Source organism: Micromonospora sp. MH33, from assembly GCF_003013775.1.
GTDB classification, from domain to species: Bacteria; Actinomycetota; Actinomycetes; order Mycobacteriales; family Micromonosporaceae; genus Micromonospora; species Micromonospora fulviviridis.
This window is the reverse complement of sequence record NZ_MUYZ01000030.1, coordinates 27824-40609: the sequence shown is the minus strand read 5'-3', so window position 1 is coordinate 40609 and position 12786 is coordinate 27824. Positions and strand designations below refer to the sequence as shown.

The 12786-nt window shown below is 71.3% G+C and carries 12 protein-coding genes and 1 pseudogene; 10 read left to right on the top strand and 3 right to left on the bottom strand.

Annotated features, from left to right (window positions below; translation table 11 throughout):
* The 8 genes and pseudogenes from B0E53_RS07965 to B0E53_RS07930 all read left to right on the top strand — a co-directional run.
* Window positions 1–319: pseudogene (locus B0E53_RS07965) on the top strand (DNA polymerase III subunit gamma and tau); the annotation flags it as partial.
* Window positions 320–427: 108 nt separating this feature from the next.
* Window positions 428–736, top strand: a complete 309-nt coding sequence (locus B0E53_RS07960; protein ID WP_233512723.1) for a YbaB/EbfC family nucleoid-associated protein — start codon at window positions 428–430, stop codon at window positions 734–736.
* 8 nt (window positions 737–744) lie between these two features.
* Complete coding sequence (gene recR, locus B0E53_RS07955; protein ID WP_107075412.1) at window positions 745–1338, top strand: recombination mediator RecR; 594 nt, start codon at window positions 745–747, stop codon at window positions 1336–1338.
* 323 nt (window positions 1339–1661) lie between these two features.
* Window positions 1662–3332, top strand: coding sequence for an ABC transporter substrate-binding protein (locus tag B0E53_RS07950; RefSeq protein WP_107075411.1), 1671 nt, complete (start codon window positions 1662–1664; stop codon window positions 3330–3332).
* Window positions 3333–3434: 102 nt separating this feature from the next.
* Window positions 3435–4442, top strand: a complete 1008-nt coding sequence (locus B0E53_RS07945) for an ABC transporter permease (protein WP_107075410.1) — start codon at window positions 3435–3437, stop codon at window positions 4440–4442.
* Complete coding sequence (locus tag B0E53_RS07940) at window positions 4439–5479, top strand: ABC transporter permease (protein WP_107075409.1); 1041 nt, start codon at window positions 4439–4441, stop codon at window positions 5477–5479. The genes B0E53_RS07945 and B0E53_RS07940 overlap by 4 nt, the downstream gene beginning before the upstream one ends.
* Before the next feature lie 43 nt (window positions 5480–5522).
* A complete protein-coding gene (locus B0E53_RS07935) occupies window positions 5523–6509 on the top strand; it encodes an ABC transporter ATP-binding protein (RefSeq protein ID WP_107075408.1) in 987 nt (328 codons plus the stop codon).
* Window positions 6506–7612 carry an oligopeptide/dipeptide ABC transporter ATP-binding protein gene (locus B0E53_RS07930; protein ID WP_107075407.1) on the top strand — a complete coding sequence of 369 codons (1107 nt, stop codon included), beginning with the start codon at window positions 6506–6508 and terminating at the stop codon, window positions 7610–7612. The genes B0E53_RS07935 and B0E53_RS07930 overlap by 4 nt, the downstream gene beginning before the upstream one ends.
* A gap of 58 nt (window positions 7613–7670) precedes the next feature.
* On the opposite strand, the gene B0E53_RS07925 is transcribed toward B0E53_RS07930, so the two are convergent.
* Both B0E53_RS07925 and B0E53_RS07920 read right to left on the bottom strand, forming a co-directional pair.
* Window positions 7671–8147 carry a hypothetical protein gene (locus B0E53_RS07925; protein WP_107075406.1) on the bottom strand — a complete coding sequence of 159 codons (477 nt, stop codon included), beginning with the start codon at window positions 8145–8147 and terminating at the stop codon, window positions 7671–7673.
* Entirely contained in the window at window positions 8129–8755 is a 627-nt protein-coding gene (locus B0E53_RS07920; protein ID WP_210405984.1) for an HNH endonuclease family protein, read from the bottom strand. Before B0E53_RS07920 ends, B0E53_RS07925 begins: the two co-directional genes overlap by 19 nt.
* Window positions 8756–8895: 140 nt before the next feature.
* Here B0E53_RS07920 and B0E53_RS07915 point away from each other — a divergent pair, with 140 nt between their 5' ends.
* Both B0E53_RS07915 and B0E53_RS07910 read left to right on the top strand, forming a co-directional pair.
* On the top strand, window positions 8896–10377 hold the full coding sequence (locus B0E53_RS07915; RefSeq protein ID WP_107075404.1) for an MFS transporter: 1482 nt from the start codon (window positions 8896–8898) through the stop codon (window positions 10375–10377).
* 25 nt (window positions 10378–10402) lie between these two features.
* Window positions 10403–10615, top strand: coding sequence for a DUF1737 domain-containing protein (locus tag B0E53_RS07910; protein ID WP_091316864.1), 213 nt, complete (start codon window positions 10403–10405; stop codon window positions 10613–10615).
* 44 nt (window positions 10616–10659) lie between these two features.
* Here the strand turns inward: B0E53_RS07910 and leuA are convergent, their stop codons facing one another.
* On the bottom strand, window positions 10660–12411 hold the full coding sequence (gene leuA / locus B0E53_RS07905) for a 2-isopropylmalate synthase (protein WP_107075403.1): 1752 nt from the start codon (window positions 12409–12411) through the stop codon (window positions 10660–10662).
* Window positions 12412–12786: the final 375 nt, after the last annotated feature.

Genomic DNA, 12786 nt, shown 5'->3' with positions numbered 1-12786 from the left:
CCGCGCGGCCGCCGCGGCGGCGGCCGCCGGTGGCGGGCCGAGCAAGGGTCCGCGGGCGGCGCAGGCGACCCGGAAGACCGCGGACGCCGACTGGGCCGGGGAGCCGCCCTACGATCCGGACTACGACGGGCCCGTCAGCGGACGGTCGGCGGGCGCGGCCCCGGCGGCGCCCGCGTACGAGGGCTTCGATCCGGGCGACGAGCCGCTGGACGACGTGATCGACGAGCGGACCGCCCGGCAGTCCAGCGAGGAGCAGGCCGTGCAGCTGCTGCGCGAGGCGTTCGGGGCCGAGAAGATCGACGAGGTGGACGCGCGCTGAGCGCGCGTCGACCGCCGAGGAGCAGTGCCGCCGCCCGACTAGGCTGGGCGCGGCCGATCAGACGAGTGCGAGAAGGAGCCATCCGTGCGCCCAGGTGGACAGCCGAACATGCAGCAGATGCTGAAGCAGGCGCAGAAGATGCAGCAGCAGATCGCCAAGGCCCAGGCGGAGCTGGCCGAGGCGGAGCTGACCGGCACCGCCGGTGGGGGCCTGGTCACCGCCACCGTCGCCGGCACCGGTGAGCTGAAGTCGGTCAAGATCGACCCGAAGGCGGTCGACCCGGAGGACGTGGAGACGCTGGAGGACCTGGTCGTCGCCGCCGTGCACAACGCCGCCGAGGCCGCCCGGGAGCTGACCGAGAAGAAGATGGGCCCGGTCGCGGGCGGTATGGGCGGCCTCGGCCTGCCCGGGTTCTGAGCCGGCAGATGTACGAGGGTGCCATCCAGGACCTGATCGACGAGCTGGGCCGGCTGCCGGGCGTGGGCCCGAAGAGCGCCCAGCGGATCGCGTTCCACGTCCTCTCGGCGGATCCCGCCGACGTGAACCGGTTGGCCGGTGCGCTGCGCAAGGTCAAGGAGCTGGTGCGGTTCTGCACCAGCTGCTACAACGTGGCCGAGTCGGAGCAGTGCCGGATCTGCCGCGACCCGCGGCGTACGGACGAGGTGCTCTGCGTGGTCGAGGAGCCGAAGGACGTCGTGGCGATCGAGCGGACCGGTGAGTTTCGCGGCCGCTACCACGTGCTCGGCGGCGCGATCAACCCGCTGGAGGGCATCGGCCCGGACAACCTGCGGATCCGGGAGCTGATGACCCGGCTGGGCGGCGGCGCGGTCCGCGAGCTGATCCTCGCCACCGACCCGAACACCGAGGGTGAGGCGACCGCGACCTATCTGGCGCTGATGGTGAAGCCGATGGGCATCGCGGTGACCCGGCTGGCCAGCGGCCTGCCGGTCGGCGGCGACCTGGAGTACGCCGACGAGATCACCCTGGGCCGCGCGTTCGAGGGCCGCCGGGCGATCTGATCCGCTGCCACGACCATGCCGGCCGGTCCCGTTCGGGGGCCGGCCGGCGTCGTTGGCCCATCCGGAATGTGAGACGAGCGCGATTCGCCACCGGCTCACCACCCGCACCTGCTTCGCCCCGATTCATCCGATCCCACTATCTGCTCCCGGCTGTGACAGTCCTGTTTGTCGGGAGATCCGCCGCTGTCAGACCCGGCGCTTGGTGTCGGCTTGGTAGCGATTGCCTAACGGGCGTTCCGCATTCTGTGTGTCGTGTCATAGCCTCCCGCACACGGACTGAGTCACAGCTCGGCGTGGACACATGCGCATGACAGAGGTGAGAGATGCAGGCGAGCAGGCTTAAAGCGGCCGTGGCCCTCGCGGCCGCCGCCGCTCTGGCGGTCGGAGCGTCCGGCTGCGCGAAGAGCGAGCGCGACGAGGACAGCGGTGGGGCCAAGACCGGCGGCACCTTCGTCTTCGCGGGCGCCGGTAATCCGAAGAACTTCGACCCGATCTTCAACGACGACGGCGAGTCGTTCCGGCCGATCCGGCAGATGTACGACACCCTCGTGCAGAACAAGCCGGGTACGGCCGATCTGCAGGGCGCCCTGGCGGAGAGCTGGGAGCACGACCCCGAGGGCAAGGTCTGGACCTTCCACCTGCGCAAGAACGTGAAGTTCCACGACGGCACCCCGTTCAACGCCGCCGCGGTCTGCTTCAACTTCGACCGCTGGTTCAACATGAAGGGCGCCGCCGCGCAGTCCCAGATGATCTACTACTCGGACGTCTTCGGCGGCTTCGCCAAGAACGAGGCCGAGGGTGTCGGCGAGCCGGTCTACAACAAGTGCGAGGCCAAGGACGACGGCACCGCCGTCGTCACGATGAACCGGTACAAGGGTGCCTTCCCCGGCGCCTTCGCGCTGACCGCGCTCTCGATCGCCAGCCCCGAGGCGCTGAAGAAGTACGACGCCGACACGGTGAAGCAGAACGGCGACTCGTTCGAGTACAGCGCGTTCGCCAACGAGCACCCGGTCGGCACCGGCCCCTTCACCTTCGGTGGCTGGGACAAGGCCAAGGGTGAGATCACCCTGAACCGGAACCCCGACTACTGGGGCGAGAAGGCCAAGGTCGACAAGCTCGTCATCAAGATCATCGAGGACGAGAACACCCGCAAGCAGGAGCTGCGGGCGGGCACCGTCCAGGGCATCGACTTCCCGGCCCCGGCCGACCGGAAGGCGCTCTCGGGCGAGGGCTTCCAGGTCCTCGACCGCCCGGCGTTCAACATCCTCTACCTCGGCTTCAACCAGAAGAACCCGAAGCTGAAGGACCTGCGGGTGCGCCAGGCCATCGCCTACGCCCTCAACCGCCAGCAGCTCGTCCAGACCAAGGGCCCGGGTGGCACCAAGGTCGCCGACGAGTTCATGCCGGACACCGTGCTCGGCTACGCACAGGACGTGCAGAAGTACGAGTACAACCCGGACAAGGCCAAGCAGCTGCTCAAGGAGGCGGGCGCCGAGAACCTGACGCTCAACTTCTACTACCCGACCGACGTCTCCCGGCCGTACATGCCGAACCCGCAGGAGATCTTCACCGTCCTGGCCAACGACCTGCAGGCCGTCGGCATCAAGGTCAACGGTGTGGCCCGTCCGTGGAACGGTGGCTACAAGGACGACGTGCAGCAGTTCGGCAAGCAGGACCTGCACATTCTCGGCTGGACCGGTGACTACAACGACCCGGGCAACTTCGTCGGCACCTTCTTCGGCCGCGCCAAGGTCGAGTTCGGCGACCAGTCGATGACCGAGATGTTCGACGCCATCACCAAGGCCGACGCCACGGTCGACGAGGCCGGCAAGAAGGCCGCGTGGGAGCAGGTCAACCGCGACATCGCCGCCAAGTGGCTGCCGGCCGTGCCGGTCTGGCACGCCCCGCCGGCCATCGTGGTCACCAAGGACGTCAAGGGTCTGGTCGCCAGCCCCCTGACCGACGAGCGGTTCAACACCGTCAGCGTCGGCTGAAGCGCTACTGACCGCTGACGCCGTACGCGGAATCGGCCCGGGCCGGGCTCTCTCTCCCGGCCCGGGCCGACCCGCTGTTACCGAGAATCTGGTGTGTGAGAGATGTTGCGAGTCATAGTCCGCCGCCTGCTGCAGCTGGTGGTGACCCTGATAGGGCTGTCCGCGCTGGTCTTCGTCTGGCTGCGGAACCTCCCCGGCGGCCCGATCGAGGCGCTGCTCGGTGAGCGGGCCACGCCGGAGCGGCGCGCCCTGCTGGTGAAGGCCCTCGGCTACGACCAGCCGATCCTGGTGCAGTACGGCAAGTTCATGCAGCGGCTGCTGACCGGCGACTTCGGCAACTCGATCCGGAGCGGCGATCCGGTCACCGAGGTGATCGGCCGCGCCTTCCCGGCCACCATCGAGCTGGCCGCGGCCGCCATGATCATCGCTATCGGGCTCGGCGTGCCGCTCGGCTACATCGCCGCCCGGCACCGCGCCCGGCTGCTCGACAACCTGAGCATCGCCGGCACCCTGCTCGGCATCTCGATCCCGATCTTCTTCCTGGGCTACCTGCTCAAGGACGTCTTCACCCAGAACATGCACTGGTTCCCGCCCTCGGGCCGGATGAGCACCGGCGTGGACAACACGGAAATCACCGGCTTCTTCGTCCTCGACGGCCTGCTCACACGGGAGTTCGACGCCACCGCCGACGCGCTGTGGCACCTGATCCTGCCGGCGCTCACCCTGGCCACCATCCCGCTGGCGGTGATCGTCCGGATCACCCGGGCCAGCGTGCTCGACGTGCTCAACGAGGACTACGTCCGCACCGCCGAGGCGAAGGGCCTGCGCCACAAGACCATCCGGGGCCGGCACATCCTGCGCAACGCCCTGCTGCCGGTGGTCACCACCATCGGCCTGCAGACCGGCGCGCTGCTCTCCGGCGCGGTGCTCACCGAGCGGGTGTACAACTGGGGCGGGCTCGGCACGCTGATCTACAACTCGATCAGCGGCGGCCGCGACTACCCGGTGCTCCAGGCGCTGATCCTGCTGGCCGCGCTGGTCTTCGTGCTGGTTAACCTCCTGGTCGACCTCTCCTACGCCTTCATCGACCCGAGGGTGCGTGTGCGATGAGTGACCCGATCACCCGGCCCACCGTGGGCGCCCCGCGGGAGAGCGTGGACCCCGCCGCCGTCGAGGAGAAGCCCGAGGGCACCCTGCCGCGTGGCATCGAGCGGCTCGGCGAGCGCAAGCGCGCCCGGCTGGAGCAGCTGGCCCAGGCCACCGCCGACAAGGGCGGCGTGAGCCTGGTCCGGGACGCGTTCCGCCGGCTGCGGCGCAACCCGACGGCGATCGTCGGCGCGTCCATCGTGGCGCTCTTCGTCCTGGTCGCGATCTTCGCGCCGCTGCTCGCGCCGCACGACCCCGCGCAGCGCTTCGACGAGCTGACGAAGAACCTCACCGTCGACAACATCCCCGGCGCCAGCAGCGAGTTCCCGCTCGGCTCCGACCCGCTCGGCCGGGACTTCCTGTCCCGCATGATCCACGGCAGCCGGCAGACCCTTTTCGTCGGCGTGCTGGCCACGCTCATCGGGTTGGCCCTGGGCGTGCTGATCGGCGCGATCGCCGGCGCGTTCGGCGGCTGGGTCGACAACATCCTGATGCGCTTCACCGACGTGATGCTGGCGCTGCCGGCCCTGCTGCTGGCGATCAGCCTGGTGGCCATGGCCAGCCGGTCCAGCCAGTGGACGGTCATCATCGCGGTGGCCATCGTCAACGTGCCGATCTTCGCCCGGCTGTTGCGCGGTTCGATGCTCGCCCAGCGGGAGAGCGACCACGTGCTGGCCGCCCGGGCGCTCGGCGTCAAGCAGGGGTCGATCGTGCTCCGGCACATGCTGCCCAACGCGATGACCGCGGTGATCGTGCAGGCGACGCTGACCCTCTCCACCGCGATCCTGGAGGCGGCGTCGCTCTCCTTCCTCGGTCTCGGTGACCCCGACATCAACCGCGCCGAGTGGGGCCTGATGCTCGGTGTGGACGGCCAGCGCTACTTCGAGGTGCGGCCGGAGCTGGCCTACTACCCGGCGGTCGCGATCATCGTGGTCGCGCTCGGCTTCACCCTGCTGGGTGAGGGCATGCGCGAGGCGATCGACCCGAAGAGCCGGCGGTGACGGCGATGCGGACCAAGGACCAGCACCGTGAGGAAGTGACCCGATGAGCCTGCTCGACGTACGCGATCTGAGCGTGGTGTTCCAGCGTCGCGGTGAGCGGCCGTTCACCGCGGTCGACAAGGTCAGCTTCAGCGTGGAGCCGGGGCAGACCGTGGGCCTGGTCGGCGAGTCCGGCTGCGGCAAGAGCGTGACCAGCCTGGCGATCATGGGCCTGCTGCCCCGGCGGGGCAACAAGGTCACCGGTGAGGTCAACTTCGACGGCGCCGACCTGCTCAAGCTGCGCCCGGACGACATGCGGGACCGGCGCGGCCGGGACATCGGCATGATCTTCCAGGACCCGCTGTCCTCGCTGAACCCGGTCGTGCCGATCGGCGTCCAGGTGGCCGAGGTGCTGGAGCGGCACCGCGGGATGGACCGCAAGGCGGCCACGAAGGAGGCCCGCGAACTGCTGGACGCGGTCGGCATCCCGGACCCGATGCGGCGCCTCAAGGAATACCCGCACCAGATCTCCGGCGGCATGCGGCAGCGCGCGCTGATCGCCATCGCCCTGGCCTGCAAGCCGCGGCTGCTCATCGCGGACGAGCCGACCACCGCGCTGGACGTGACCATCCAGGCGCAGATCCTCACCCTGCTCAAGCAGCTCGTCGACGAGACCGGCACCGCGCTGATCATGATCACGCACGACCTGGGCGTGGTGGCCGGCCTCTGCGACACGGTCAACGTGCTCTACGGCGGCAAGGTGGTCGAGCGGGCCGCCCGGCACGAGCTGTTCGCCCGGCCCCGGCACCCGTACACGCACGGGCTGCTCAGCTCGGTGCCGCGGCTGGACTCGCCACGGGGCGAGCGGCTGCACGCCATCCGCGGCTCGGTGGCCGACAACATCCCGTGGGCCGAGGGGTGCGCGTTCGCCCCCCGCTGCGACAACGTGGTGGACGCCTGCCTGGAGGGCGCGCCCCCGCTCGAACCCACCGCGACCGGCGGCGACCTGCGCTGCAACAACCCCGTTTCCGAGGAGGTGGCGGTGCCGTGACCGAGTCGACCGAGCGGACCGGACCACTTGTCGAACTGCGCGACGTCAAGGTCCACTTCCCGATCAAGAGCGGTGTGCTCTTCGACCGCACCGTCGGTTACGTGTACGCCGTCGACGGCGTCTCGCTCTCCATCAACAAGGGCGAGACGTACGGGCTGGTAGGCGAGTCGGGGTGTGGCAAGTCCACCCTCGGCCGGGGCCTGCTGCGGCTGGTCGAGCCGACCGACGGGGAGATCGTCTTCGACGGCACCGACATCCGCGCGCTCAAGGGCGAGTCGATGCGCCGGATGCGTCGCCGGATCCAGATGATCTTCCAGGACCCGCTGTCCAGCCTGGACCCCCGGCAGTCGGTGGAGTCACTGCTGGTCGAGGGGCTCAAGGCACACGGCCTGGCCAAGGACAAGGCGGCCACCGACAGGCGGCTCCGGGAGACGCTCGCCGCGGTCGGCCTGCCCGCCTCGGCGCTGAGCAAGTACCCGCACGAGTTCTCCGGCGGCCAGCGCCAGCGCATCGGCATCGCCCGCGCGCTGGTGCTCGACCCGGACCTGATCGTCGCCGACGAGCCGGTCTCCGCGCTGGACGTGTCGATCCAGGCGCAGGTGATCAACCTGCTGGAGGAACTGCAGAACGAGCACGGGCTGACGTACCTGATCATCGCCCACGACTTGGCGGTGGTCCGGCACATCGCCGACACGGTCGGGGTGATGTACCTCGGCGGACTGGTGGAGGAGGCGTCCAGCGACGACCTCTACCGGGAGCCGATGCACCCGTACACCAGGGCGCTCATGTCGGCGGTCCCGGTGCCGGACCCGCAGGTAGAGGACCGCCGGGAGCGGATCCTGCTCGCCGGCGACCTGCCCTCGCCGACGAACCCGCCGGCCGGCTGCCGGTTCCACACCCGCTGCCCGTGGGCCCAGCCGACCCGCTGCGCCCAGGAGCGGCCGGCGCTGCGCGAGGTGCTCGGCGGGCACCGGGTGGCCTGCCACTACGCGGAGGACATCGCGGCCGGTCGGATCCGGCCGCACGAGGTGGAGCCGGAGCTGGTCCGGCCGGACGACGGCGCGGCGCCGGGCGACACCGGCGAGCTGATCCCGACGCCGTGACGCACGACGCGAGGCCCCTTCCCCATCGGGGAAGGGGCCTCGTCGCGTTCGGAGCGGGTCAGCCCTCGGGGCGGTTGAGCAGGGCCACCGCGACGGTGTGCACAGCGTCCAGCGCGGCCGGATCGGCAAGCGGCACCCGGCCGCCGGTCACCGCGTACCACTCGTCGGCGTCCTTGTACTGCACCCGCAGGGTGACCTGGCCGTCGGCGTACTCGGTGCGCAGCGTCAGGTCGCCGGTCACCACACCGGCCTCGTCGGTCATCACCCCGCCCGGGCCGGCGGTGATGTCGCTGGTCCGCTCCTGCGGTCCGGGCGCAGGCGGGGCGCCGGCGGGCGCGGGCGGGGTGGCGTCGGCGGACATCCCGGCCCCGGAGACGTCGGCGGGAGCGGCCGGTATGCCGTCGGCCGTCATCCCGGCCGAGGTCGGGCCCGGCACGGTCGCACCGCCGGCCGCCGCGGCGTCCACCCCGGTGGCGTCCGGCGTCCTCTCCGGCGCCGGTGTGCCACCGGCCCCGGTCACGGCTTGTTCGCCCATGTGCAGCCCTCCAACATGTCGGTGAGGGCGGCCTTCTCGGCACTGGTCACCGTCAGCCGCCAGTAGTGCTTGACCGTCACCCAGTCCGCGGCGTACTGGCACCAGAACGAGCGGTTCGCCGGCTTCCACTGGGACGGGTCCTGGTCACCCTTTGCCCGGTTGGAGCGGAGGGAAACCGCGATCAGCTGCGGCCGGGTCAGGTCGTTGGCGAAGTCGCCGCGCTTCGCGTCGTCCCACTCGTCGGCGCCGGAGCGCCAGGCGTTGGCCAGCGGCACCATGTGGTCGATGTCCACGTCGGCCGGATCGGTCAGCGTCAGCCCGTCGTACGGGCTCTCCCAGCGGCCGTCGACCACGTTGCAGCCGGAGAGCTTGATGCCCTCTCCGTCCCGTTGCAGCACACTGTCCCGCACGTCGCAGTTCTTGCCGGTGTCCCGCCAGTGCGGGAAGCGGGTCCGGCTGTAGCCCTTCATCGACCCGGCGGCGGCGACGGTCAGCTCACCGAGCTGCTGGTTGACGTTGCCGGCGCTGCTGGGCGGCGTGTCCGGCTCGTCGACCGGCACGCAACCGGCCACGCCGAGGGCGAGCACCGCGGTGAGCGCGGCGGCCATCCCGGCACCGGCTCCTGATCTCGTACGCACAGACGACACCCCTCCAGCTTGCGTGCTCCGGGCGATCCCGCACAGTACCCGGGCGACGGTTTCCGTGAATCGTGGCGTCGGAAGTGGAGGGCCCGGCAGAGTGGTTACCCATGACCGCACCCGCCCCCGCGCTGCGCATCGGCTCCGCCGCCGGACGCGGCACCCTGCTCGCCGCGATCCTCGCCTCCGGCATGGTCTTCCTGGACAGCACCGTGGTCAACGTGGCGCTGCCCCGGCTCGGCGCCGAGCTGGGGGCCACCGTCGCCGGTCTCCAGTGGACCGTCAACGGCTACCTGCTGATGCTGGCCGCCTTCGTGCTGCTCGGCGGCGCGCTCGGCGACCGGTTCGGGCGGCGGCGGGTCTTCCTGGTCGGGGTGGTGTGGTTCGCCGCGGCGTCGGTGCTCTGCGGGCTGGCTCAGGGGACCGGCTGGCTGATCGCGGCCCGGTTCCTCCAGGGTGCCGGCGGGGCGCTGCTCACCCCCGGCTCGCTCTCCGTGCTCCAGGCCAGCTTCGACCCGGACGACCGGGCCAGGGCGATCGGCACCTGGTCGGGGCTCTCCGGGGTGTCCACCGCGCTCGGCCCGCTCCTCGGCGGCTGGCTGATCGACGCGTTCTCCTGGCGGTGGATCTTCTTCGTGAACCTGCCGCTGGCCGTCGGGGTGGTGCTCGCCGCGCTGCGCTGGGTGCCGGAGAGCCGGGACGAGGCCGCCTCGCGTACCGGGGCCGGCCGGCGTTTCGACGTGGCCGGCGCGTTGCTCGGCGCGCTGGGCCTCGGCGGCGTCACGTACGCCCTGATCGACGCCCCGGCGCGCGGCGCCGGCTCCCCGACGGTGCTGGTCGCGGCGGTGCTCGGGGTGCTCGGCGCGGTCGTCTTCGTGCTGGTCGAGCGGCGCCGCGGCGACGCCGCCATGCTGCCCACCGGGCTGTTCGGCAGCCGGCTCTTCTCCGTGCTGAACGTCTTCACCGTGGTGGTGTACGCGGCCCTCGGCGGCTTCACCTTCTTCCTCGCCGTCTACCTGCAGAACGTGGTCGGCTGGTCGGCGCTGCTCACCGGCCTGGCCACCGTGCCGATGACGCTGCTGCTGCTGGTCGGCTCGGCCCGCGCCGGGGCGCTCGCCGCCCGGATCGGCCCCCGGCTGCCGCTCACCGTCGGCCCGGTGGTCGCCGCAGCCGGCCTGCTGCTGCTGCGCCGGGTCGGCCCCGGGGCCTCGTACTGGGTGGACGTGTTGCCCGGGGTGGCGCTGTTCGGCGCGGGGCTCACCCTGGTGGTCGCCCCGCTGACCGCGTCCGTGCTGGCCGCCGTGGCGGACCGGTTCGCCGGGGTGGCGAGCGGCTTCAACAACGCCGCGTCCCGGGCCGGCGGCCTGCTCGCGGTGGCGGCGCTGCCGCTGCTGGTCGGCCTCTCCGGCACCGGGTACGAGCAGAAGAGCGCGCTGGCCGACGCGTTCCGCGGGGCGATGCTCTGGTGCGCCGGCCTGCTGCTGGCCGGGGCGGTGCTGGCCGGCCTGCTGATCCACCGGCCGGCGCGGACCGCACCCGGCGCCCAGCCCTGCCCCTCCCTGCCCGCCTCGACGCCGCCGGACCGGCGGTGACCGGTGGTGCTGTTAGCGTCGGGCCATGGGTGATCAGGAGAGTGGGACGCCGGCCCGGCTGCGGTACCGGCTGCTGACCGGGCCGGACGACGCCGACTTCTGCCGGCGGGTCAGCGACCTGCTGGCCGACGGCTACCGGCTGCACGGCTCGCCGGCGGCCACCTTCGACGGGCAGCGGGTCATCGTGGCGCAGGCGGTCGTCCTCGACGACGGCAACCCCGTCGTCGTACCGGTCTGACCGGGTGGCCGGGCCCCGGCGTGCGGGGCCCGGCCACCCGTTGCTCAGCTCCGGGCGCGGTTGACCGCGCTGGTGACCGCCTTGATCGAGGCGGTCACGATGTTGGCGTCCACCCCGACGCCCCAGACGGTCCGGCCGTCGACCTCGCACTCCACGTACGCGGCGGCCTGCGCGTCCCCGCCGGAGGAGAGGGCGTGCTCGTGGTAGTCGAGCACCCGTACGGCCACGCCCACCGACTGGAGCGCGTTGACGTACGCGTCGATCGGGCCGTTGCCGACCGCGGTGAGCGGGCGGACCTCGCCGTCGTGGCCGACCCGGGCCTCGATCTCGACCTTGCCCTCGGCGGTGCCGATGGCGTAGCCGGCCAGCGTGACCGCCGGGTCGACCTGGTGGTCGGCCAGGTAGTTGCGGGCGAAGATCTCCCACATGGTGCCCGGCTCGACCTCGCCGCCGTCGTGGTCGGTGACCTGCTGGACCACGCCGGAGAACTCGATCTGGAGGCGGCGCGGCAGGTCGAGCTGGTGCTCGGACTTCATGATGTACGCGACGCCGCCCTTGCCGGACTGCGAGTTGACCCGGATGACCGCCTCGTAGGTGCGGCCCAGGTCCTTCGGGTCGATCGGCAGGTAGGGCACGGCCCAGGTGAACTCGTCGACCGGCACCCCGGCCGCCGCCGCGTCGGCGTGCAGCGCGTCGAAGCCCTTCTTGATCGCGTCCTGGTGCGAGCCGGAGAAGGCGGTGTAGACCAGGTCGCCCGCGTACGGGTGGCGCTCGTGCACCGGCAGCTGGTTGCAGTATTCGACGGCGCGCTTGATCTCGTCGATGTTCGAGAAGTCGATCATCGGGTCGATGCCCTGGGAGAACAGGTTCAGTCCCAGGGTCACCAGGTCGACGTTGCCGGTGCGCTCGCCGTTGCCGAACAGGCACCCCTCGATGCGGTCGGCGCCGGCCAGCAGGCCCAGCTCGGCGGCGGCCACCCCGGTGCCCCGGTCGTTGTGCGGGTGCAGGCTCAGCACCAGGCTGTCCCGGCGGGGCAGGTGCCGGTGCATCCACTCGATCGAGTCGGCGTAGACGTTCGGCATGGCCATCTCGACGGTGGCCGGCAGGTTGACGATCAGCTTCCGGTCCGGGGTGGGGTCGACCACCTCGATGACCTTGGCGCAGACCTCCAGCGCGTACTCCAGCTCGGTGCCCGTGTACGACTCGGGCGAGTACTCGTAGTGGATGTCGGTGTCCGGGGTGTGGATCTCCGCGTACTTCTGGCAGAGCCGGGCGCCGGTGGTGGCGATGTCGGTGATGCCGTCCCGGTCCAGGCCGAAGACCACCCGGCGCTGGAGCGTCGAGGTGGAGTTGTAGAAGTGCACGATGGCCCGGCGGGCGCCGCGCAGCGACTCGAAGGTCCGGTCGATCAGGTGCTCCCGGCACTGGGTCAGCACCTGGATGGTGACGTCCTCCGGGATGAGGTCCTGCTCGATCAGCTGGCGGACGAACTCGTAGTCGGTCTGGCTGGCCGAGGGGAAGCCGACCTCGATCTCCTTGTAGCCCATCTGCACCAGCAGCTGGAACATCCGGCGCTTGCGCTCCGGGGACATCGGGTCGATCAGGGCCTGGTTGCCGTCGCGGAGGTCCACCGCGCACCAGCGGGGCGCGGTCTCGACGCGGCGGGTGGGCCAGGCGCGGTCCGGCAGGTCGAACCGGAACTGCTGGTGGTAGGGCAGGTAACGCTGGAACGGCATCCGGCTGGGGCGCTGCCGGGCGATCGGATCGGTCTCAGCGTCGGTGACAGGTTGAGCCATCTCGGAGTGCTCCCTGGGAACATGTGGCGTCAGCAGATCGGAAGGTGTCGGCGAGTTGCCGGGCGACGGTGCGCGGCGGTGCCGAGAGGAAGTTCGGATGTGCTGGACGGCGCGGTTCAACTCCGCGACGAGGTGCCGGCCGGTCAGGCCTCGTCGCGGCAGCCAAGGAGAAGGTACGCGCGCCACATGACAAGGTCACCCTACGTGGTGAGACCGGCGGTGGGAAGCCAGGTCCGGACTATGGGACCGGTGTCACGGCCTCGTCCGGCGTCGCGGCGCCCAACCGCGGCGCCTGCCCGGCCCAGGCCACCACGGGTGCGATCGCCAGCCCGACCAGCGCCACCGACGCGGCGACGGTGTTGCTCCGGGCCAGCG